This window comes from Pseudomonas sp. Pseusp49 (genome assembly GCF_059491875.1).
The window spans coordinates 377,454-400,897 of record NZ_CP168514.1 but is presented as its reverse complement, the minus strand read 5'-3'; the positions used below and the strand labels follow the sequence as shown (position 1 = coordinate 400,897).

Here is a 23,444-nt window from a genome sequence, read left to right as displayed (position 1 = left end):
TGCCTCAGCCTTTCTCCAGCCGTGAGAAATACATCCGCCCCAACCCGCGCCAGGTTTTCTTGTTCCAGGCCTTGAAGGGAATCTGCGCCAGCAACTCACGGGCCAGCTTGCGATCACGGTTGGCGGTCTTGAGGAACATGGAATTGAGAAACTTGTAGCGCACCTCGTCATACAGCGGGTGATCGCTGAAGAGCGCGTAGGTGCGCAGGATGCTGTCGATCATGAAGCGGTGATTCTTGTAGGAGTTGGTGGCGTGCTTGCGATAGCGCGCCATCAATACGTTCAGACCATCGATGAAGTAACCGGCATGGGTCACCTTCAACTCGATCAGCAAATCTTCCAGGCGAATGGTCGGGTCGAAACCGCCCACCTTCTCCAGCGCTTCGCGCCGGATCATCAGGGTGGGTGCCGGAGGATAGGGCTTGCGCTCCAGGAACATGTCATCGAAGTCCAGGCGACGGAACGGCACATCCCGGCGCTGGCGCTTCTCCGGGTAGAGGTTGCCGTCGGCATCGATCAGCTCGATGTTGCCGGCGCAAATGCCGACCTCGGGCTTGCCGTCCATATGCGCGACCTGGATGGCGATTCGCTCCGGCAACATGATGTCATCCGAACCGAACGGCACGATCAGGCTGCCCTTTGCCCGGGCAATCGCACCATTGAGGGTGTTGGTCAGCCCCTGGTTTTCCTGGACCCGAAAGTCGAAACCATGGGTGGCCTGCAACGCCTTGATCCGCTCGACGCTGTCATCCTTCGACCCATCGTCGACCACCAGCAACTCAATATTCTGGTAGGTCTGATTGAGGACGCTGAGAATGCTCTGCTCGATGTAGGGGCCGTGGTTGTACGACGCGATAATGACCGTGACGATGGGTTGCGCGTCGTTCATGGCTGTTCCTTGCGGGCCTGTTCCAGGCCGGAGTCGATCAGATTGAGGTATTCACGACGGAACTCCTCGATGTCATGGTGTTGTTGCAGATAACGGAAAGCCTGCTCGCCCTTGGCCTTGAGTTCGTCATCCGACAGCCCGAGGTAAGTGTCCAGCGCAGCCTGCAGCGTCGGCACATCCTTGGGTGTAATCGCCAGGCCACCGGCCCCCTCGATGAGCGGCAACATGGCTGGCACGTTGGAGGCAATCACCGGCAAATGCCCGCTCATGCCTTCCAGCAGCGCCAACCCGAGGCCCTCGGCCAGGGACGGCATGGTCCAGATGTCGAAAGCGCGAATGTACTGCAGGGCAATTTCCTTGAACCCCAGCAAATGGGCGCGACCGCCGAGGCCGAGACGGTCGATTTCCGCGGCCAGGCGCGACTCTTCGCGGCCGGCACCGATGATCGCCAGCTGGGTATTCGGGTATTTGTCCTTGAGCGCGGCAAAGGCCTGCAGCAAATAGATATGGCCCTTGACCGGCACCAGCCGCCCCAGTGCACCGATCAGCCGTACCGACGGATCGATGCCGAGCATTTCACGGGCTTTCTCGCGGCTGTGCTGCAAAGCCTCGGCCTGCTCGATGTCGATGGCGTTGGTGATGGCATAGGTATTCTGGTCGGTGAAGCCACAGTCGCAGTCCAGCAGATACTGCTTGACCGCTGGCGACACGCCGACGAAACGCCAGTGACGATCGATCAGGCGCTGGGTCTGGCGGCGCCGGTAAAAACGGTCGTACTCGCCAAAGCCATGGGAAATGCCGATGCACAGCGGCACTTTCAACCAGCGGTTGAGCGCCAGCATCATGTTCACCGGCTTGAAGCGGTTGCAGATCACCACATCGAATTTTTCCCGGCGGCAGAACTTGTACAACTGCCACATCGCCCGCAGGCGCATGCCCTTGAGGGACTTGTCGGAAAACTCGAAGTACACCGAACGATCGGCCCGGCTCACCGCTTCGCCCGGCCCGGGTTTGCCCCGCAGAAACGCGGCGGTCACTTCATATCGATCGGTGGGCAGGGCCTTGACGATTTGCTCCGCGAGGTCGGCGAAATCATGGGCTTTGACGTTGTAGTCAGGCTGCAGTTGCAGGACCTTTGACCGCTGACTCATAACTCTCCCCGCTGAGAAACATTGCCTGGTGTGTGCTTGATCGACCACAAAAGCTCGTGGCGCCGGACGGCCTTGCGAAAGAATTCGTTCTCGCCATAGGTGGGCGGCACCCGGCCAGCCAACAACCGCTGGATCAAGCGACGCAGGCGGCGCTTGAACGGCATCGGCGGCTGCAGGTCGTGCATCATGCCCAACGCCATGGCCTTGTCCCGCTGTTGCTCCAGCGGCATCGGCAGGCAATAGGGCTGCATCGGCTGGACGGAATCGAAGGCCGGCGGCAAGGCGATGCCGTCACCGCTATCGCCCATCGGCCAACGGTCGTTGTCGTGCAAGTGGTTGGCGTATCCCAACAGCGTGGTCGGTTGCCAGTCCAGGCCTTGCAAGGCCTCGAGGACTGCGGCTTGGGCGCAGATATGATCGGGGTGCGGATCCAGGGTCGGATGCGGCAGCACGATGACCTCGGGCCGGGCCCGCAGCAGCAATTCGCGCAGATCGGCCAGCAGATTGTTCCAGGTCGGTGCGCCATCGGCATCGCCTGGCAGTGCGAAAGGATTCAGCTGGCGAAATAGTCGGGTGTCGCTCAGGTCGGCTTCCCGCGATCCCGCCGGCACGCCAGGCGCGGCCTGCATGCTCGCCAGTTGCAGGCAGAAATAACCCAGCTGTACACAGCGAGCCTCGGGCACACCGGCCCAACGCGGTACGGCAATGCTGTCCCAGGTGCGCAGGCGGCCTTTCAAGCGGGCCGCATCGACCTTGTTCAGGCCCATCTGCCGGTAGTGTTCGGCTTCGATTTCACCGGCAGTCAGCGTGACGATCCAGGTTTCGTCGGCCTGGCTGTACAAACCGTAAGCCGCCAGCTCGGCGTCATCGGCGTGGGGCGCGATGACCATCACTCGCTGACGCCGGTAATCCGGATGTTCCAGCGCCCACAGCACCGGCTCGCCGAACACTCGACAGAAACGCCCGCGCAAGCGCAGGTCACCACGGGACAGCGCCTGAGCCTGACCACTGAGATTGAGGTAACGCAGGCCGTTTACGCCCCGCTCGAAGGTTTGTCGGTCAGGGTTTTCGCCCCCCGCCAACTCGACCACCGGATCGAAAAAACGACCCAGCCAGCTGCTTTTTACCCGCAGGGCCAGCACCAGCGTGGCATCGTCGACCAGCATCACGCCCTCGTCCAGCCGCAAATGCTCACCGCTCAGGTGCACCTTGGGCTGTGGCGTGTACGGGGGAAAGCTGTACTGGTAATCGTCTTTCGGCGAGTAGAACAGATGGTCGGCAAACCAGGCTTCGTGGGCCATCCAGCCCAGAACCGCGAGCACCAGCGGCAACCACCAGGCCACCAGCACACCGATGACGATCAACAGCACCAGCGCAATCAACAGGCCGATACGTTTAGTGCGCCGATGGCGCTTGAGCAGTTGCTGTTTGCGACTCATGGCTTGGCTCATACGGTGAAGACCGGCACAGGGTTGCACCAGCGATCCTTGTATTCACGGTCGGCGCGACCGAAAGAAAAACGCAACGGTTTGTCCTGCGCCCGGGCATGTTCCCAAGCGCTTTGCGTATTGAGGAAACTCAGCACACTGCCAGGGCTGAACTCGCGAGTCTCGGGATCGACCCCACCGTTGATGTACTCGACGCTGATCCACTGCGGGGTTTCGACGCGGTACACCAATTGAATCGCAATCGGCGCGTCGTTGAGAAAAATCACCGAACCGATCAGCAACTCGCGCAGCAACTCGATGACCTCGGCCATGCGTTCGGCTCCCGTCGCCGGGAAACCCCAGCGGCGTTGGAACAGGTCGCAATAAATCGCCGCCAGCTCAGCGCTGGAAAATTCGGACACCGGCCGCACCACGCCGCCGGCCTCTTCCAGCAGACGCAATTCACGGCGCTGGTTGTAGCGAAACTTTTTCGATAGTTCTTCCGGTGTGCGGGCCATCGCCAATTGTTCGGTCTGCAACCGGATGCCGGTGAAGCGCCCCTCGTTCAACGCCGACAGATAGCGCCCGCGATGGCGCAAAGGCGCCTGGGCATCGGCCGCGGCAGGCAGGATGATCTCGGCGTTGCCCAGGTCGAACAGGCCTTTCTTGCCGCGACGCTTGAGCACGTCCTTGGACAAGGCCAGGTCGCGACCCCAGGTCGGGATCGCCGCCTTGATCTCGTCACCCTGCATCCAGGCCAGGTAACGCACCGGGATGTCGGCCAGTTGCGCCAGGCGCTCGACCACCATGGGATGAGTTGCGACGCTGCCGCCATAACGCTGCCAGGTTTCGGCGTAAGTCGAGGCGTCGACTACCGCCCAGCCACGCTCGCGCCAGCCTTGAAATCGGTTGAGCATCAGCCCCTCTGTGCCAGTTCGGTAACGTGCGGCAAGTGCCAGAAAGCATCGCGCACTGCGCGGTCGGAAAAGCGTTCGCGCAAGCGCTCGAGCATCATCTCGGCACACTGTCGGCGTTGCTGATCATCCATGGCAGCCAGGTGTTGCAGGCCCTGGGCCAGATGTCCGGCATCGCCCAACGGGAACAGGATGCCCACGCCTTCGACCACTTCCTTCGCGCCGCCGCACGCCGTGGCGAGCAAGGGCACGCCGGCGGCCATGGCCTCCAGCAGCACCATGCCGAACGGTTCGTGATCGGAACTCAGGGCGAACACGTCGAAGGCGCGGAAATAGTTGCGCGCATCCGGCACCTGGCCGAGGAACAGCACCCGGTCGCCGATACCCAGCTCGCGGGCCTGAGCCTTGAGGTCTTCCTCCAGGCGCCCCTTGCCGAGAATCACCAACTGGCTGTTGGCCGGCAACTGCGGCAATGCCTCGGCGAAACCATCGAGCAGCGTGGCCTGGTCCTTGTCCGGATGCAGGCGTCCGACGTTGCCGACAATCCAGGCATCCGCCGCCAGCCCGAGGGTTTCCCGGGCCTCGCGAGCCGACACCTGGGTGGCTTGCAAGGCATCGACGTCGATGCGGTTGTACAACGTCTGAATTCGCGAGGCCGGCCACTTCGGCAGGCAACTGCGCATGTCGTCGCGCACCGCGTCGGACACGCCGAGCAGGCTCAAACGCTTGCGGAATATATGGGCGAACAGTTTGCGGCTGCCGCGCTTGTAGTCTTCAAACCCGTGGTGCACGCCAATGACCGGCAACGACGTACCGAGCAGAGCGATATAGATAGGCTTGAAGCGATGAGCGATGCAGAAACTGAAGTTGCGCGACGCGGCGATCTTGCGCAGATCGCCGATGGCGCCCAGTTTCAGGCCACGAATGGCCTTGGAACTGTACTCCATGAACAGCACCTCGTCGGAGGCGCAGCCCGCGGCGACTTCGGCATCGGCAACCCCGGTGAGAAACACCGTGGTCACGCGATAGCCAGTCCCCGCGAACAGGCTGGCGTACTGCCGTGCGCAGTCCAGGAACGGCCCGTCATAGCCGTGGCAGAACTGCAGCACATGACGTTCAGCCGAACGTGTCATAGGCGTTTGCGCCCTCTTTGACCACCAGGATGTCTTCCATGATCAGATACTGTAGATCCGAACCGAAGAACATGTTCAACGCGTCAGTCGGCGAGCAGATCATCGGTTCGCCGCGACGGTTGAGCGAGGTGTTGAGCGACACGCCGTTGCCGGTGAGCACTTCCAGCGCTTTCATCATGTCGTAGTAGCGCGGGTTGTATTCGCGCTTGAGCACCTGGGCACGGGAGGTGCCGTCTTCGTGGACAACTTCCGGCACGCGGGTCTTCCATTCTTCCGCCACTTCGAAGGTGAAGGTCATGAACGGAGCCGGGTGATCGATCTTGATCATCTGCGGCGCCACGGTGTCGAGCATCGACGGGCAGAAAGGCCTCCAGCGCTCGCGGAACTTGATCTGGTGGTTGATGCGATCGGCCACGCCGGGCACGCTCGGGCAACCGATGATCGAACGACCACCCAGTGCACGCGGACCGAACTCCATGCGGCCCTGGAACCAGGCCACCGGGTTGCCATCGACCATGATTTTGGCGATCTGCTCCGGCATGTTGTCGAGCTTGCGCCACGTCGGCTTGTTGGCGTGACGGGCGCAGGCCGCGATCACGTCTTCGTTGCTGTACGACGGGCCGAGGTAGACGTGTTCCATCTTCTCGACCGGTACGCCACGGGCGTGGGACACATAGGCTGCCGCGCCCACTGCAGTACCGGCGTCACCAGACGCCGGCTGTACGAACAGCTCCTTGACGTCGTCGCGAGCGATGATTTTCTGGTTGAGCTTGACGTTCAACGCACAGCCACCGGCGTAAGCCAGCTTGCCGGTTTCCTTGAGCACGTCGCCCAGGTAGTAGTCGATCATCTGCAGCGCAATTTTCTCGAACAGCGCTTGAATGCTGGCGGCGTAGTGGATGTAAGGCTCGTCGGCGATGTCGCCTTCGCGCTTGGGCCCCAGCCACTCGATCAGCTTCGGCGAGAAGTAGTAACCCTTGCCCTTCTCTTTATAGCGACGCAGGCCGATGACGTTGGCGTAGTCGGTGTTGATCACCAGTTCGCCGTTTTCGAACGAAGCCAGGCGCGAGAAATCGTATTTGCTGGCGTCGCCGTACGGCGCCATGCCCATGACCTTGAACTCACCGTCGAGCATGTCGAAACCGAGGAACTCGGTGATCGCGCCGTACAGGCCGCCGAGGGAGTCCGGATCGAAGAATTCCTTGATCTTGTGGATCTTGCCGTTTTCGCCGTAACCGAAGAAGGTCGTGGCGTACTCGCCCTTGCCGTCGATGCCCAGGATTGCGGTTTTTTCCTTGAAGCCGGAGCAGTGGTAGGCGCTGGAGGCGTGGGCCAGGTGATGCTCGACCGGCTCGATCTTGATCTTCTTCGGATCAAAGCCCAGTTGCTCCAGGCACCAGACGATCTTGTTGCGATAGCGCTTGTAGCGACGGTTGCCCATCAGGATCGCGTCGAGTGCACGGTCCGGGGCGTACCAGTAACGCTTGGCGTACTGCCAGCGAGCCTTGCCGAAAATGCTGATCGGGGCGAACGGGATCGCTACCACGTCAACGTCGGACGGCTTGATACCGGCCTGTTCCAGGCAGAATTTCGCCGATTCGTAGGGCATGCGGTTCTTTGCATGTTTATCGCGTACGAAGCGCTCCTCTTCAGCCGCCGCGACCAGCTTGCCGTCGATGTACAGGGCTGCGGAAGGATCATGGCTAAGGGCGCCGGACAGGCCAAGAATCGTCAATGCCACAGGGGTCTAGCCTCTTTAGTCTGCATGCAGGCGCAAGCGCCTCAAAAATTAATGTGCCCTCGCAAGGGGCGAGAGACAGCTAAAGGGCGGGATTATAGCGTAAAAGCGGCGGCTAGCCTCTAGCCGCAAGCGGCGAGCAACTGCAGCGGGGACCTCAGGGTATTTTCAGCCGCTCGAAGGCCGCCAGTAGACAAGGATATTGCCGTCCACGCTTTGCCGGTAAATCGTGTAGGGCAAGGCGGCGGTGTCCAGTGCGCCGGACAGGGCCAGGTCGAGCAAAATGAGCGGTACGAGGATCCCCGTGGGATCGGGCGGTGCGTTCAGTACGCAGAAGTCATAAGCGAGGCCGCTATAGACCCGGGGAATGGATTGACAATAGGTTTTTTGCCTGCGCAGCCCGTGCGCTGCATCGGCTTCATCCTGGAGGACCGTAGCGGCGGTCCCGCAGCCCATTAACGACACGGATAAAACGCCTGATGAAACTGCCATTTTGATCGACACAGCCTGCCCTCCGAGAACGTCAGGCAAACTAGCATCGGGGCAATTTCGGCCACAGTTCATGGCTTCCCAAGATCGCGTAGGACGGTTCACAAGAACCTGTCTGCTTTCTCGGTTGGCTGTTACGGCCCCTTCGCGAGCAAGCCCGCTCCCACAGAGGTTCCGGTCACTCAGAAATCCCTGTGGGAGCGGGCTTGCCCGCGAAAGGACCGAAGGTCCGATTCAGGCCGCGCTGGAGATATCTTTGGGAAGACGCTGATCGATGACCTGATAAAGGGCACTGCCTTCAGGCCAATTACGCATGAACCGCGCCCGATCCCGCGCATATGCCGGTGCATAACTGCCGAGCGAGCCGTGCTGGCACATCGAATCGAGGTCGATCAACGCCCAGCGATCCTGCTGCCAGAACAGGTTATGGCCCTTGAAATCGCCATGACTGATACGCAAACGAATCAGCTCGGCAAACAGATGATCCAGCGCCGCCAGTTCGGCCTGCGGTGCATCACCGCTTTCAACGTAGGGCGCAAAACGCTCGATGATGTCCGGCCCCGGCAGATACTCGGTGATCAGGTACGCCCGGCTGCGCAGCCACAGGAAACGCTTCTCCAGCAACGCCAGCGGCCTGGGCGTGGCAATCCCGAGGAACGCCAGGCGATTGCCTTCGCGCCATGAATGCCAGGCCCGGCTCGGGCGCCAGAAACGCTTGAGCCAGTGGGCAAAACCCTTGATGTTGTAGCGCTTGATCACCAGCGTGCGGCCATCCACTTCGACCTTGCCAACACTCGCCGCGCCGCCGGTCTTGTACAGATGCCCCTGATCGAGCAAGGCATCGGCCTGCTCCAGCACCGGCACCATCGACGCCTCTTCCTCGCGGCGAATCGCCCGCAGTCCGAAGGCCCCGCGCTGGACGCTGAACAGCGTGCACTCGCGGCCGACCTTGATCAGGTAGTCCTTGAGGCGCCAGTTGCGGACCTTGTCGATCTGCTTCTGCAGCGCCTCCATGGGCAAGGCATGCTCGCCGTTGCTGAGCAGGTAATACACCAGCAACTCTTCAATGAAGGGCTCGATCGACTTCGGCAACTGGGCGAAGAACACCCCGAGGTTTTCCAGGACTTTCTGCCGCGACAGCGGCTGGCCAGGCGTCTCACTGCAGATACCGGCACCATCGATCAGGTACAGGCGGCCGCCCTGGCGCAGTAGATTGTCCAGGTGCAGGTCTTCCTGCCACAGGCCCTTGCGATGCATCTGACCGATCGCGCCCAACGCCTCGGCCAGCACCGCACCTTGTCCATCGGACAGTACGGGTTGCTGCTCAACCTGCTTCCAGGTGTCGCCCAGGCTTTCGGCATGCTCAAGGAAATCAAACAGCAGCCAGCCACCCTCGCCGTCTTTCAGGCCGTCGGCCAACAACTGCGGCGTGGTCAGGCCCTGGTCGGAGAGCAGGCGCACGCCGTCCAGTTCACGCTGAAAATGCCGTGCAGCCTTGCTGCCGACCAGCAACTTGGCCAACACCGGCCGGCCACGCCAGACACCGGCACCGACATAACGCTGCCCCGGCAATACCCGCAACAGGCTCAACAGTTGCAAATCGGCGGGGCCGGCGGCATCGGCCAACGAAACGCTCAGCGGCAACGCCGGATGGCGGCCAGCGGATTTCAAGTCGGACAAACGCATCAACGTGGCCCCTTTTGGCTGCGCCGGGCGGTCAAGCGCTGCAGCCAGCTGTCGATCAGCGAGCTGTCCTGCGGCTGATCCAGATAGGCCGCCAGCAATTGCCGCAGCTGCGATTCGCCCCACTCGGGCGCGCGGCGCGTCAGCGGTTCCAGGTCCTTGATGCGGTCACGCTGCCCGTACAGCAGCGGCCGGGTCTTTTCCAGGTCGATCAATTGAGCCTGGTAGCCGTGGCCGGTGGCACGCATGAAAATGTGCTTGGGATAGAAACACCCGTGCACCTGGCGTGCAGCGTGCAGTTGCCGGGCCAGTTCGCCACTGGCCTTGAGGATCTCCGAGTGCTGCTCAGGACTCAATTCAGCCCAGCGCTGCAACAGCGAGTCGAGGTCGTCCCAACCGTCCAGGGCGCGGGTCAGCAGGATCGCGCGGACTTCGCCATTGACCTTGCGCTGCCCGTAGAACACCGCTTCCAGCGCTGGAATGCCCATCTTCCGATAACGGGAGATGTTGCGAAACTCGCGGGCGAAACTCGGCTCGCCGAACGGCGCGCGCAAGGTGCGGGTCAGGTAGTTGCTTTGCCGCTTGAGGTAGTAACCATGACCTTCCAGATCCAGTCGAAACACGCTGCTCCAGCCGCCGCGACCGGTGTTGGGTTCGTCCACCGCATCGAGCTGTTTGGCCCAGAGCGCCTCGAACGTGCCGAGACCATGGCGCTCAAGCAGCGCACGGTCCTCAGCGGCCAGAAAATCAGTCATTCGCGTCCCTCGAAAAATCTCACCACGTGCCGGATGCGTTTCTTGTCCGCGGCGTTGAGCCGGGTCCGGTTGCGGTATTGCAGGTAAAAGCGCAGGCGCTGGGTAGCCGACAATTGATACTTGGCGACCTTGTCCAGGCACGCCAGATCCTTGGTGATGCGGTACTTGAGCCAGAAACCGCGCCAGAAATCGCCGTTGGGGCAATCGATCAGAAACAGTCGCGCCTGATCGTCGATCAGCAGGTTGCGCCACTTCAGATCATTATGGGTAAAACGGTGGTCGTGCATGGTCCGGGTGTACTGGGCCAACTGACGACTGACGGCATCGACCCAGGCGCGATCCGACAATTTCGGATCGCGGCGCTCGGCCAGTGCCGACAAGTCTTCGGTACGCGGCAGTTCCCGGGTAATCATCGCGCCGCGAGCGTAGGCCGCACCGCGCCGCTCCAGCCCCCAGGCCACCACCTCGGCCGTGGGAATGCCCCACTTGGCAAAGCGCTTGAGGTTCTGCCACTCCATCTTCACCCGAGGCTTGCCGAGGTAACGCCGCAAGCCTTTGCCGGCACCCACGTAGCGTTTGACGTAATAGTTGACGCCATTGCGCTGAACGCGAATGACCTCGGAGAGCAGGTCCTTGGTCAACTGCTCGCCCTGAAGTGCAAACACCGCCTCCAGGCTGCCGAAGTCCTCTGCCAGATCGCTGTAGGCCGGCTCCAGTTTCCAACCCGACATCAGAGCGCATCCCCGTATCGCTGTTTACGCTCGTAGAGCTTGTTGGCCTTGCCATCGAGCCAGCTCAGCAGCCCGGCTTCTTCGCTCAGGATCTGCCGCAGCGGCTGCTGGAAATAGCCTTTGAGAAAACGCAATTTGTCGCGGCGGGTCAGGCCGATGTCCAGGGCGGAAAAGTACAGGGCGGCCAGATCCTTGTTGCGCCAGCGCGAGGTGATCGCCGGACGGGTCTGGGCGCGGTGCAGGTCGATCACTGAAAGCTTGAAGTCGTCAGCGGTCACCGGTTTGTCGGTGTGCAGCAGGAAATGACAGATGTAGCAGTCGCGGTGGTTGACCCCGGCGCGGTGCATCATGCCGGTCATGCGTGCGACTTCGGCGATCAGCGCGCGCTTGAGTTTTGGCTCGGGCGGCTGCTTGACCCAGTTGACGCTGAAGTCTTCGAGGCTGACGGTGGGCGCCAACTCTTCGGTAACGATGAACGAGTGCTGGTCGGCCGGGTTACTGCCCTTCTCGCCATACGCGACGGCGGTCATGGTCGGCACGCCGGCTTCCTGCAGGCGCTGAATGGCCTTCCACTCCTGACCGGCACCCAGTACCGGGAGCTTGGCAGTGAGCAGGTTCTTGAAGATTTCGCCCCAGCCGATGCCACGGTGGATTTTCACGAAAAACCCGTTGCCGTCGACTTCCGTGCGCAATGTCCGGCGTGCTTCCAGCTCGCGGTAAACCTCGCCCTTGAGCCCCTCGACTTCGGCGAACGGGTCGCGTCCGGCCCAGAGGCTCTTGAACGGTTCAGCCAGCATCAACTTCATTTAGCGTGCTCCGCCAGAATCACATCGGCCGCGTGTTGCGGCATGCTGTAGAGGTCGGCCGTTTCGGCGAAGGCCAGACCATTGCGGCTCCAGGCCGCCCTTGCTTGAGCGTCGTTCAACATGCCGGTCAGGTATTGCGTCAGCTGTGCCTGATCGAAGGGTTCGTCCAACACCAGGCCCGCATCGGCCTCGGCGATGTAATGGGCGTAACCGCACACCGCGCTCACCAACACCGGCAAGCCGGCCACCAGTGCTTCGAGCAGCACGGTGCCGGTATTTTCGTTGTACGCCGGGTGGATCAACAGATCGGCACCCAACAGGAAACGCGGGATATCGCTGCGCCCCTTGAGGAACGTGACGTTGTCGCCCAACCCCAATGTCGCGCTCTGCATCTGGAATAACTTGGGGTCATCCTGGCCAATTACAAACAGCCGGGTGCGCTTCCTCAGCTCGGCAGGCAATGCCGCCAGTGCCTTGAGGCTGCGGTCCACACCCTTGGTCTTGAATCCGGAGCCGATCTGCACCAGCAGCAGTTCGTCGTCCTTGAGGTCGAATTCGGCACGGAACCCGGCGCGAATGTCATCGGCATCAGCCGGCCGGCGACGGTCCTGGGCGATACCCGGTGGCAGCAGGTGGAAACGCTCCAGCGGCGTGTCGTAATGCTTGATGAACAGTGGCTGCTGGACCTCGGAAATCATCAGCACTTCGGTCTTGGCGTCCTTGGCGAACACCGCGCGTTCGTATTCGGCGAAGTGGCGATAGCGGCCCCAACGGCGATACAGCGAGTTGCGCAGGTTCTGCGCCTTGTCTTCGAAGCAGCCGTCGGCGGCGTAGTAGACGTCCAGGCCCGGCATTTTGTTGAAGCCGATCAGGCGGTCGACCGGGCGCCTGGCCAGGTCGGCTTCCATCCATTCGCTGAGTTTTTCGTTGCGTCGATGGTTGAAGAACGCCTTGACCGGCGCCACCAGCACTTCGAAACCCGGCGGTACGTCGCCCTCCCAGATCAGCGTGTAGACGCGAATCTGATGGCCGCGCTTCTGGCACTCCAGGGCAATCCGCATGAAATCGCGCTGCAAGCCACCGAACGGAAAATATTTGTACAGGACAAATGCCAATTGCATCAGCGCAGCTCCTCAGCCATTAACAACGTGCTCAGTCGGCTGGCGACACGCTCGGGGTTCAGACGCGTGAAGCACAGGGGCCACTCGCGTTTCAGGTCAAACTGACGGGCATCTTCGGCCGTCGGTTGATAGGTGCATTTCTTTTGCAGGCACGGCGCACACGGGAAGTCGCTGGCCAGGTGAATCTGCACCTTGCCGTAGGCGCCGGTCAGGCCCGGATTGGTCGGGCCGAACAGCGACAGCGTCGGCACATCCAGCGCGGCGGCCAGGTGGCCCAGGCCGGTATCCACGGCCACGCAGGCTTGCGCGCCGGCCAATACCTTGCCGACACCGGCCAGGTTCAATTTGGGCAACACTTCGGCGTGTTTGAAACCGGCGGCGATGCGCTCGGCCCGGGCTTTCTCCTGCGCATTGCCCCAAGGCAACTTGACCCCGACGCCAAGGTAGCCGACCCGTTCGGTCAGCTCCCGCCAGTAAGCTTCAGGCCAGTGCTTGGTGTCCCAGGTCGTGCCATGCAGAAACACCACGTACGGGTTCTTGCGCGGCAACTCCACCAGGCGCTCGACATTCAGACCGTAGTCGCCCATGCCTTTTGGCAAGTCATAGCCCAAGGCGATGGCGAACAACTGACGCACTCGCTCCACCGCGTGCTGCCCACGGGCAACGGCCAGACGCCGATTGTAAAAACGCGCAGCGATGGGCTCGCGCGCCGAGCTTTTATCGAGGCCGGCCACCGGTGCCTTGACGTAGCGGGTCAGCCAGGCGCTTTTAAGCAAGCCCTGGGCGTCGATCACCAAGTCGTATTTCGTGGCGCGCACGCTTTGCTTGAAGCGCTTCCACTCACCGCTCTTGATGGTCTGCCAGAGGTTTTTGCGCCAGCGACGGATCGCCACCGGAATCACCTTGCCCACCGCCGGATGCCAGGTCGGGATTTCGGCAAAGCCTTCTTCCACCACCCAGTCGAATTTGATGCCGGGAATCGCCCGCGCCGCGTCGGTCAACGCCGGCAACGCATGAATGACGTCGCCCAGCGAAGATGTCTTGATCAACAGAACCCGCAAGCTATTTGACCTCGACCACAGTGCCTTGCAACCGCTGCAAGGCTTCGTTCACGGCTTGCGGCATGAGCTGGCGCAAGCAGTTGTAATGGCCGAAACGGCAGGTGCGATCGAAGCACGGGCTGCACTCGATGCCCAGGCGTACGATTTCCACGTGCTCGGCCAACGGTGGCGTGAAACCCGGCGACGTCGAGCCGTAGACCGCAACCAGCGGGCGGTTCAGCGCGGCAGCGACGTGCATCAGGCCGGAATCGTTGGACACCACCGAGTCGGCACAGGACAGCAGGTCGATGGCTTCGGCCAGCGAGGTGCCGCCGCTGAGATTGACCGATTCTTCGCGCAGGCCGGGAATCAGCCGCGCGCGGATGTCTTCGCCGACGGCGTGGTCGTTTTTCGAACCGAACAGCCAGACTTGCCAGCCTTCACGGATCTTGGTTTCGGCGACCTTGGCGTAATGCTCGGACGGCCAGCGCTTGGACTCGCCAAACTCGGCGCCGGGGCACAGGGCCAACACCGGACGGTCGAGGGCCAGGCCGAACTTGGCCAGCGCCGCCTCGCGGGTGACCGGGTCGATCTGCAGCGTCGGACGCGGATAGGGTTTCGGCAACTCGACTCCTGGCTCGTAGGCCAGGGCCATGAAGCGCTCGATCATCAGCGGATAACGATCCTTATCCAGCGTGCGCACGTCATTGAGCAGGCCATAGCGGAATTCGCCACGCCAGCCGGTGCGTTTCGGGATGCCGGCAAAAAACGGCACCAGCGCCGACTTCAGGGAATTGGGCAACAGGATCGCCTGGTCGTACTGGCCGGCCAGGGATTTGCCGATGCGCCGGCGCGTCGCCAACTCCAGCACGCCATGACCGAGCGGAAAGCTCAAGGCCTGGCGAACTTCGGGCATGCGCTCAAGAATCGGCCGGCTCCACTCGGGGGCCAGCACGTCGATTTCGCACTGCGGGTGGCGTTGCTTGAGACACTGGAAAAGTGTCTGCGCCATCACCATGTCACCGACCCAACTGGGCCCAACGATCAGAATTTTCATGTGGTTTCCATAAACGAACCGGGGAGGCCTACGCCTCCCCGCCTCGAGAATCTCTGCGGGAGCATGCTGGCTTGCGATGGGTCATCACCTTCAACATTGCTGTCGACTGTCACTCCGCTATCGCGAGCAGGCTCGCTCCCACATTGGGTATTGGTGTACTTCGATCGGCATGACACTGCAGATCGACTGTGGGAGCGGGCTTGCCCGCGAAGGGGCCATCACATCCAATATCTCTATCGACTGACACTCCGCCTTCGCGAGCAAGCCCGCTCCCACCTTTGAATCCTGTCGCTGCGACTGACGCGTTTCAGCGTAGCCCCAGCTCACGCCAGATCCGCATGACCTGCTGCCGTTCGTCCGCGAACTGGTCGGCCGGTATCACCCCCGGGTTCTTCTGCAGAGCCTGTCGGTGGGCGGCGGAACGGTATGCTTTATACGCTTCACGCAACAGGCTGGCATCTTCGACGGGCATCAGCCCTTCGTGCTCCAGTTCTTCCAGAATGCGGATGTTATCGGTCCAGCGCAGCAATGGCGGGTGTGTTTCGGACCACGCCAGGGCCGCGTATTGCACCATAAATTCAATATCGACGATACCTCCGGCGTCCTGCTTGATATCGAACGGCGCCGTGGCTTCGAAGGCATTTGCCCCGGTGCCGGCCGCCGTGCTCTTGCTGCCGAGGTTATCGCGCATCTTGGCGCGCATCTCGCTGACCTCCTGGCGCAGGGTCGGCAAATCACGCGCCTTGCCCAATATCGCGGCGCGGACTTTCTCGAAGGCCTGGCCGACATCCTGACTGCCCACCAGCACGCGCGCCCGCACCAGTGCCTGATGCTCCCAGGTCCAGGCTTCGTTCTCCTGATAACGGGCAAACGCCCCCAAAGAACTCACCAGCAACCCCGACGCACCGGACGGCCGCAGGCGCATGTCCACTTCATACAACTGCCCGGAGTTGGTCTGCGCCGTCAGCAGGTGAATGATCCGCTGCCCCAGCCGGGTGAAAAATTGCGCGCCGTCGATGGGTTTGAGCCCATCGGTTTCAGCTTGCGGATCACCGTCGTGGATGAACACCAGGTCCAGGTCCGAACCATGCCCGAGTTCCAGGCCGCCGACTTTCCCATAACCGACAATGATGAAGCCGGGATCGCACAAGGTGCCATCGGTGCGTAGCGGCGTGCCGTACTTGGCCACGGTCTGGCGCCAGGCCAGTGCGAGCACCTGTTCAAGAATCGCTTCGGCGAGCCAGGTCAGGTAGTCGCTGACTTTCATCAGCGGCAGGCTGCCGGCGATTTCCGACGCAGCCACCCGCAAGCGGTGCGCCAACTTGAAGTGACGCAGCGCTTCCATTTGCTGTTCGAGGTCGTCCTCGGGAATCCGCGTCAGGCGCTCACGCAACTCGGCTGCCAGTTCTGGCGCCAGTGGCGGCTTGAACAGTCGGCCTTCGTTGAGCAATTCGTCGAGCAGCAGCGGGAAACGGGTGATTTGCTCGGCGATCCACGGGCTCGCGGCGCACAGCGTCAGCAAACGCCGCAAGGCGCCAGGGTTCTCGGTCAGCAGCACCAGATATGCGGAGCGACGGGCCACGGCTTCGACCAGCGGCAACACGCGTTCCAGCACCAGATCCGGATTGGCATGCTCCACGGCCTGCGCCAGCAAACGCGGAATAAACGCATCGAGACGTTCGCGCCCCAGACGCTGCATAGCCCGCAATTGCGGACTGCTGCGCAAGCCGGCCAAGGCTTTCAGGGCCTTGGGCGCGTCCTTGAAACCACCCTCTTCCAGTTGGCGGCAAGCGGCCTCATCGTCCTGAGCCTCTTCCCACAGCGGCAACCACTCGCCGCCGACCACCACTTCGCTTTCGGCACCCTGCTCTTCGTCGGGATCGGCGATCACCTGCCCGAAGTGCCAGGCTACCCGGCCACGCCAGTACATCAGTTGTTCGTGGAACGCCGTCCAGTTGGCAAAGCCCAGCATAAAGGCAATGCGCGCCTGATCCTGCTCGCCATCGGGCAACATTTGCGTCTGGCGGTCAGCGATCGCCTGAATCGCGTGTTCGGTGTAACGCAGGAACTCGTAGCCTTCACGCAGCTCGCTGATCACGGCCGGCGGCAGATAACCCTGACCTTCCAGAGTGCTCAGCACCTTTAATAGTGGGCGCTGCTGCAAGCTCAGGTCGCGGCCGCCGTGGATCAGCTGGAACGCCTGGGCAATGAACTCGACTTCACGAATACCGCCAGAGCCGAGCTTGATGTTGTCGGCCATGCCCTTGCGCCGCACTTCCTGCTGGATCAACTGCTTCATGGTGCGCAGCGCTTCGATGGCCGAGAAGTCCAGGTAACGCCGGTAAACGAACGGCCGCAGCATCTCTTGCAGTTGCGCGCCAGCCACCTGGTCGCCGGCCACCACCCGCGACTTGATCATCGCGTAGCGTTCCCAGTCGCGACCCTGGTCCTGGTAATACTGCTCCAGCGCATTGAAGCTCAGCACCAGCGCGCCCGCCGAACCGTAGGGGCGCAAGCGCATGTCGACGCGGAACACAAAGCCGTCGACGGTCATCGGGTCCAGGGCCTTGATCAGCCGCTGGCCCAGACGAATGAAGAACTCCTGGTTATCCAGCGCGCGTTTCACACCGACGGTTTCGCCGCCCTCCGGATAGGCGAAAATCAGGTCGATGTCCGACGACAGGTTCAACTCCACGGCACCGAGCTTGCCCATGCCGAGGATGACCATCTGCTGCGGCTCACCGCTGCGCCGCCCGGTTGGCACGCCGAATTGCTGGCAATGCCGCACGTACAACCATTGATAGGCCTTATCGATGCTGGCATCGGCCATGTCCGAGAGGTCGCGGCAGGTCTGGATCAAATCGGCCTGGCGGGTCAGGTCGCGCCAGATGATCCGCACCTGATGGCGCGCGCGCTGGCGGCGCAGGGCACGGCCAAGCTGATCTTCGGTCTCGGCCGTGCTCACGGCGGCCGCGATCTGCGCGCACAATTCACCGGGCGCGTAGCTGCGGTCCAGCTCACCGGACTGCACCAGCTGCAGCAACATCAAAGGGTCACGAACAGACTGTTCAATCACGAAATCGCTGGCGGCGGTGACGCGGGCAAATTGCGCCCAGCGCTCCGGCGACCAGGCAGACAGCCCGTGATCATCGTCCAGAGTGGCGACGGCAGCCCGGAACGACTGCTCGGCACGGGTGACAAACGGCTGGAGAATGGCGGGCAGTTCGGCAAGCGAAGGGAGGCTCATGGTCTATCCTTGATCGGCGTACAACGGACTGCATGTAGTGGTTTTCGAAAACCCACTACCTGAGGGAGTGTCGAACAAAAGTTAGAAATAGCTGAAATTTCTTTTATTTTGGCAGCCAGCATCAAGCTTTTACCTTTTGTAGTTGGAAAAAGACCAACCTTAACGATTATTCTCACAACGCAGCCGGGGGCCACAAGCCGCTCATCTGTAGTTTTACTACTCGTATATACATTAGACGGGCTGAAATGCCGGAAGATTTGTAGTAAAACTACACGCCGCCGGAACAACCTGTCGGCAATCCAAGAATTCATAACGTCTGCCCACAAGGCCAGTCGCTAACTCAGGCAACCGATTCTGGTAGCCTTTCCGCCCTGGAGCAAGCCATGCAAGACCTCGATCCCGTCGAAACCCAGGAATGGCTGGACGCCCTGGAATCGGTTCTCGACAAAGAAGGCGAAGACCGTGCTCACTATCTGATGACCCGTATGGGTGAACTGGCGACCCGCAGCGGTTCGCAGTTGCCTTACGCCATCACCACGCCTTACCGCAACACGATCCCCGTTACCCACGAAGCACGCATGCCTGGCGACCTGTTCATGGAACGCCGCATTCGCTCGCTGGTACGCTGGAACGCGATGGCCATGGTGATGCGTACGAACCTGAAGGATTCTGACCTCGGCGGTCACATCTCCAGCTTCGCTTCCAGTGCGACCCTGTATGACATCGGCTTCAACTACTTCTTCCAGGCCCCGACCGACGAACACGGCGGCGACCTGATCTACTTCCAGGGCCACACCTCGCCAGGCGTTTACGCCCGCGCATTCATGGAAGGCCGCATCACCGAAGACCAGATGAACAACTTCCGCCAGGAAGTCGACGGTCAGGGCCTGTCGTCCTACCCGCACCCTTGGCTGATGCCTGACTTCTGGCAGTTCCCGACCGTTTCCATGGGTCTGGGCCCGATCCAGGCGATCTACCAGGCACGCTTCATGAAGTACCTGGAACACCGCGGCTTCATCCAGCCAGGCAAACAGAAAGTCTGGTGCTTCCTGGGCGACGGCGAGTGCGACGAGCCGGAATCCCTGGGCGCGATCTCCCTGGCCGGCCGCGAGAAGCTGGACAACCTGATCTTCGTCATCAACTGCAACCTGCAGCGCCTCGACGGCCCGGTTCGCGGCAACGGCAAGATCATCCAGGAACTCGAAGGCGTGTTCCGCGGTGCTCAGTGGAACGTGACCAAAGTCATCTGGGGCCGTTTCTGGGACCCACTGCTGGCCAAGGACGTCGACGGCATCCTGCAACGCCGCATGGACGAAGTCATCGACGGCGAGTACCAGAACTACAAAGCCAAAGACGGCGCGTTCGTGCGTGAACACTTCTTCAACACGCCGGAACTCAAGGCGATGGTTGAAGACCTGTCCGACGACGAGATCTGGAAACTCAACCGTGGCGGCCACGACCCGTACAAGGTCTACGCGGCGTACCACGAAGCGGTCAACCACAAGGAACAACCGACCGTCATCCTGGCCAAGACCATCAAGGGTTATGGCACCGGTGCCGGCGAAGCGAAGAACACCGCGCACAACACCAAGAAAGTCGACGTCGAAAGCCTGAAGTTGTTCCGCGATCGCTTCGACATCCCGGTCAAGGACGACGAGCTGGAAAACCTGCCGTTCTTCAAACCGGAAGAAGGCAGCGCCGAAGCCCGTTACCTGAGCGAGCGCCGTACCGCACTGGGCGGTTTCGTGCCACAGCGTCGCGCTCACAGCTTCAACATCCCGACTCCGCCACTGGATACCCTCAAGGCGATCCTGGACGGTTCGGGCGACCGTGAAATCTCCACCACCATGGCCTTCGTGCGGATCCTCGCGCAACTGGTCAAGGACAAGGAAATCGGTCCGCGCATCGTGCCGATCATCCCGGACGAAGCCCGTACCTTCGGTATGGAAGGCATGTTCCGTCAGTTGGGCATCTACTCCTCCGTCGGCCAGCTCTACGAGCCAGTCGATAAAGACCAGGTGATGTTCTACAAGGAAGACCAGAAGGGCCAGATCCTCGAAGAAGGCATCAACGAAGCGGGCGCCATGAGCTCCTTCATCGCTGCCGGTACTTCGTACTCCAGCCACAACCAGCCGATGCTGCCGTTCTACATCTTCTATTCGATGTTCGGCTTCCAGCGTATCGGTGACCTGGCCTGGGCCGCTGGCGACAGTCGCACCCGTGGCTTCCTGATCGGCGGCACCGCCGGCCGTACCACCCTGAACGGTGAAGGCCTGCAACACGAAGACGGTCACAGCCACCTGCTGGCTGCCACCATCCCGAACTGCCGCACCTATGATCCAACCTACGGCTACGAGCTGGCGGTGATCATTCAGGACGGCATGAAGAAGATGACCGAAGAGCAACAGGACGTCTTCTACTACATCACCGTGATGAACGAGTCGTACCAGCAGCCAGCCATGCCGGCCGGTGCCGAAGAAGGCATCAAGAAAGGCATGTACCTGCTCGAGGAAGACAACCGCGAAGCGGCGCACCACGTTCAGCTGATGGGCTCCGGCACCATCCTGCGTGAAGTCCGTGAGGCGGCGAAGATCCTGCGTGAAGAGTTCAACGTCGGCGCCGACGTGTGGAGTGTTACCAGCTTCAACGAACTGCGTCGCGACGGCCTGGCCGTTGAGCGCAGCAACCGTCTGCACCCTGGCCAGAAGCCTAAGCTGAGCTATGTCGAAGAGTGCCTGAACGGCCGTAAAGGTCCGGTCATTGCCTCTACCGACTACATGAAACTGTTCGCCGAGCAGATCCGTCAGTGGGTACCGTCCAAGGAATTCAAAGTCCTGGGCACCGACGGTTTCGGCCGCAGCGACAGCCGCAAGAAACTGCGTCATTTCTTCGAAGTCGACCGTCAATTCGTGGTGTTGGCAGCCCTGGAAGCACTGGCTGACCGTGGTGACATCGAACCTAAGGTTGTGGCCGAGGCCATCGCCAAGTTCGGTATCAACCCGGAAAAACGCAACCCACTGGACTGCTGAGGAGAGATTCTGTGAGCGAACTCATTCGCGTACCTGACATCGGCAGCGGTGAAGGTGAAGTAATTGAACTGTTTGTGAAGGTCGGCGACCGTATCGAAGCCGACCAGAGCATCCTGACACTTGAGTCGGACAAGGCGAGCATGGAAGTGCCTGCGCCGAAGGCCGGCATCATCAAGAGCCTGAAAGTGAAGCTGGGCGATCGCCTGAAAGAAGGCGACGAACTGCTGGAGCTGGAAGTCGAAGGTGCTGCTGCGCCAGCCCCTGCGGCTGCCGCTGCGCCGGCTGCCAAGGCTGAAGCCAAACCGGCTGCTGCCCCTGCCGCCGCTCCTGCTGCTGCGCCGGCTGCCGCCAGCGTTCAGCAAGTGCACGTGCCGGACATCGGTTCGTCGGGCAAGGCCCAGATCATCGAGATCCAGGTCAAGGTCGGCGACACCGTCGCGGCTGATCAGTCGCTGATCACCCTGGAATCCGACAAGGCGAGCATGGAAATCCCGTCGCCTGCCGCTGGCGTGGTCAAGGCCATCAGCGTCAAGCTCAACGACGAAGTCGGCACCGGCGACCTGATCCTGGATCTGGAAGTGGCAGGTGCTGCCGCAGCGCCTGCCGCCCCGGCCCAGGCTGCCGCACCAGCTGCTGCCGCAGCGCCTGCACCTGCACCCGCAGCAGCTCCGGCTGCACCGGTTGCCGACAGCGTCCAGGACATCCACGTTCCGGACATCGGTTCGGCGGGCAAGGCCAAGATCATCGAAGTCCTGGTCAAGGCCGGCGACACCGTTGAGGCCGACCAGTCGCTGATCACCCTGGAATCCGACAAGGCCAGCATGGAAATTCCATCGCCAGCCGCTGGCGTGGTGGAAAGTGTTTCCATCAAGCTCGATGACGAAGTCGGTACTGGCGACCTGATCCTCAAGTTGAAAGTCAAAGGCGCTGCACCGGCTGCTGCACCGGCACCTGCCGCTGCTGCTCCGAGCGCTCCTGCTTCGGCTCCAGCCGCTGCTGCACCGGCCGCCGCACCTGCTGCCCCGGTTGCCGCTCCAGCCAAGCCGGGCGCAAAAGTTCACGCCGGCCCTGCCGTGCGTCAACTGGCCCGCGAGTTCGGCGTCGAGCTGAGCGCCGTCGGCGCCAGCGGTCCGCACGGTCGCATCCTGAAAGAAGACGTGCAGGTTTACGTCAAGGCCATGATGCAGAAGGCCAAGGAAGCACCGGCCGCTGCTGCCGGCGCAACCGGTGGCGCGGGCATCCCGCCGATTCCGGTCGTGGACTTCAGCCGCTTCGGTGAAATCGAAGAAGTGCCGATGACCCGCCTGATGCAGGTCGGTGCTGCCAACCTGCACCGCAGCTGGCTGAACGTGCCGCACGTGACGCAATTCGATTCGGCGGATATCACCGAACTCGAAGCGTTCCGTGTTGCCCAGAAAGCCGTTGCAGAGAAGGCCGGCGTCAAGCTGACCGTCCTGCCGTTGCTGCTCAAGTCCTGCGCACACCTGCTCAAGGAACTGCCGGACTTCAACAGCTCGCTGGCACCAAGCGGCAAGGCGATCATCCGCAAGAAATACGTGAACATCGGCTTCGCCGTCGACACCCCGGATGGCCTGCTGGTACCGGTCATCAAGAACGTCGACCAGAAGAGCCTGCTGCAACTGGCTGCCGAAGCCGCTTCCCTGGCTGAAAAAGCCCGGACCAAGAAGCTCTCGTCGGACGAGATGCAAGGCGCCTGCTTCACCATTTCCAGCCTCGGCCACATTGGCGGCACCGGCTTCACGCCGATCGTCAACGCGCCGGAAGTGGCGATCCTCGGTGTTTCCAAGGCCACCATCCAGCCAGTCTGGGACGGCAAAGCCTTCCAGCCGAAACTGATGCTGCCACTGTCGTTGTCCTACGATCACCGTGTGATCAACGGCGCCGCTGCTGCACGCTTCACCAAGCGTCTGAGCGACCTGCTGGGCGACATCCGCACCATGCTCCTGTAATACCGACCGGCCCTCCTTCACCGGAGGGCCGATCGCGTTCCACGTTTCCGAGCGCCACGCTCGTACCTCAACCCCGCCAATTTGGCGGGGCTTTTTTTTGGCTCATCACATCATTCCGGGAAACTGCAGGAGCTGCCGGTCGACGCTCGACCTCGTTGTTTGGTGGTGCACGCGTTCCCCTGTAGGAGCTGCCGAAGGCTGCGATCTTTTGATCTTCAGCAATCTGCAGATCGCAAAAGCAAGATCAAAAGATCGCAGCCTTCG

The 23,444-nt window shown here is 61.7% G+C and carries 17 protein-coding genes; 2 read left to right on the top strand and 15 right to left on the bottom strand.

Features of this window, described 5'->3' with window-relative positions:
- Positions 1-4: 4 nt before the first annotated feature.
- The 15 genes from ACEN83_RS01660 to glnE form a co-directional block, all read right to left on the bottom strand.
- Positions 5-889: a glycosyltransferase gene (locus ACEN83_RS01660; RefSeq protein WP_495579331.1), complete on the bottom strand. Its 885-nt coding sequence runs from the start codon at positions 887-889 to the stop codon at positions 5-7.
- Positions 886-2,040, bottom strand: a complete 1,155-nt coding sequence (locus ACEN83_RS01655) for a glycosyltransferase family 4 protein (protein WP_218501289.1) — start codon at positions 2,038-2,040, stop codon at positions 886-888. Before ACEN83_RS01655 ends, ACEN83_RS01660 begins: the two co-directional genes overlap by 4 nt.
- Positions 2,037-3,479 (bottom strand): PIG-L deacetylase family protein, encoded by a 1,443-nt coding sequence (locus tag ACEN83_RS01650; protein ID WP_495579330.1) that lies wholly within the window; start codon positions 3,477-3,479, stop codon positions 2,037-2,039. The genes ACEN83_RS01655 and ACEN83_RS01650 overlap by 4 nt, the downstream gene beginning before the upstream one ends.
- Before the next feature lie 8 nt (positions 3,480-3,487).
- On the bottom strand, positions 3,488-4,384 hold the full coding sequence (locus ACEN83_RS01645; RefSeq protein WP_495579329.1) for an antimicrobial resistance protein Mig-14: 897 nt from the start codon (positions 4,382-4,384) through the stop codon (positions 3,488-3,490).
- Positions 4,384-5,514: a glycosyltransferase gene (locus tag ACEN83_RS01640; RefSeq protein ID WP_218475965.1), complete on the bottom strand. Its 1,131-nt coding sequence runs from the start codon at positions 5,512-5,514 to the stop codon at positions 4,384-4,386. Before ACEN83_RS01640 ends, ACEN83_RS01645 begins: the two co-directional genes overlap by 1 nt.
- Positions 5,498-7,255 (bottom strand): carbamoyltransferase family protein, encoded by a 1,758-nt coding sequence (locus tag ACEN83_RS01635; protein ID WP_495579328.1) that lies wholly within the window; start codon positions 7,253-7,255, stop codon positions 5,498-5,500. The genes ACEN83_RS01640 and ACEN83_RS01635 overlap by 17 nt, the downstream gene beginning before the upstream one ends.
- A gap of 165 nt (positions 7,256-7,420) precedes the next feature.
- Positions 7,421-7,756, bottom strand: a complete 336-nt coding sequence (locus ACEN83_RS01630) for a YceK/YidQ family lipoprotein (RefSeq protein WP_495579327.1) — start codon at positions 7,754-7,756, stop codon at positions 7,421-7,423.
- Between the two features lie 219 nt (positions 7,757-7,975).
- Positions 7,976-9,427, bottom strand: a complete 1,452-nt coding sequence (locus tag ACEN83_RS01625) for a lipopolysaccharide kinase InaA family protein (RefSeq protein WP_495579326.1) — start codon at positions 9,425-9,427, stop codon at positions 7,976-7,978.
- Positions 9,427-10,179, bottom strand: coding sequence for a lipopolysaccharide kinase InaA family protein (locus tag ACEN83_RS01620; protein WP_104451063.1), 753 nt, complete (start codon positions 10,177-10,179; stop codon positions 9,427-9,429). The genes ACEN83_RS01625 and ACEN83_RS01620 overlap by 1 nt, the downstream gene beginning before the upstream one ends.
- Entirely contained in the window at positions 10,176-10,910 is a 735-nt protein-coding gene (locus ACEN83_RS01615) for a lipopolysaccharide kinase InaA family protein (protein WP_495579325.1), read from the bottom strand. Before ACEN83_RS01615 ends, ACEN83_RS01620 begins: the two co-directional genes overlap by 4 nt.
- Positions 10,910-11,716 (bottom strand): lipopolysaccharide core heptose(I) kinase RfaP, encoded by an 807-nt coding sequence (rfaP, locus tag ACEN83_RS01610; protein ID WP_218483235.1) that lies wholly within the window; start codon positions 11,714-11,716, stop codon positions 10,910-10,912. The genes ACEN83_RS01615 and rfaP overlap by 1 nt, the downstream gene beginning before the upstream one ends.
- Positions 11,713-12,837 carry a glycosyltransferase family 4 protein gene (locus tag ACEN83_RS01605; protein WP_495579324.1) on the bottom strand — a complete coding sequence of 375 codons (1,125 nt, stop codon included), beginning with the start codon at positions 12,835-12,837 and terminating at the stop codon, positions 11,713-11,715. Before ACEN83_RS01605 ends, rfaP begins: the two co-directional genes overlap by 4 nt.
- Positions 12,837-13,898: a lipopolysaccharide heptosyltransferase I gene (gene waaC, locus ACEN83_RS01600; protein ID WP_495579323.1), complete on the bottom strand. Its 1,062-nt coding sequence runs from the start codon at positions 13,896-13,898 to the stop codon at positions 12,837-12,839. Before waaC ends, ACEN83_RS01605 begins: the two co-directional genes overlap by 1 nt.
- A gap of 1 nt (position 13,899) precedes the next feature.
- Positions 13,900-14,934: a lipopolysaccharide heptosyltransferase II gene (waaF, locus tag ACEN83_RS01595; RefSeq protein ID WP_429382598.1), complete on the bottom strand. Its 1,035-nt coding sequence runs from the start codon at positions 14,932-14,934 to the stop codon at positions 13,900-13,902.
- Positions 14,935-15,241: 307 nt separating this feature from the next.
- Entirely contained in the window at positions 15,242-18,181 is a 2,940-nt protein-coding gene (gene glnE / locus ACEN83_RS01590; protein WP_495579322.1) for a bifunctional [glutamate--ammonia ligase]-adenylyl-L-tyrosine phosphorylase/[glutamate--ammonia-ligase] adenylyltransferase, read from the bottom strand.
- A gap of 383 nt (positions 18,182-18,564) precedes the next feature.
- Here glnE and aceE point away from each other — a divergent pair, with 383 nt between their 5' ends.
- Together aceE and aceF are read left to right on the top strand one after the other, a co-directional pair.
- Positions 18,565-21,210 carry a pyruvate dehydrogenase (acetyl-transferring), homodimeric type gene (aceE, locus tag ACEN83_RS01585; RefSeq protein WP_116580741.1) on the top strand — a complete coding sequence of 882 codons (2,646 nt, stop codon included), beginning with the start codon at positions 18,565-18,567 and terminating at the stop codon, positions 21,208-21,210.
- Between the two features lie 11 nt (positions 21,211-21,221).
- Positions 21,222-23,180, top strand: a complete 1,959-nt coding sequence (aceF, locus tag ACEN83_RS01580; RefSeq protein ID WP_495579321.1) for a dihydrolipoyllysine-residue acetyltransferase — start codon at positions 21,222-21,224, stop codon at positions 23,178-23,180.
- Positions 23,181-23,444: the final 264 nt, after the last annotated feature.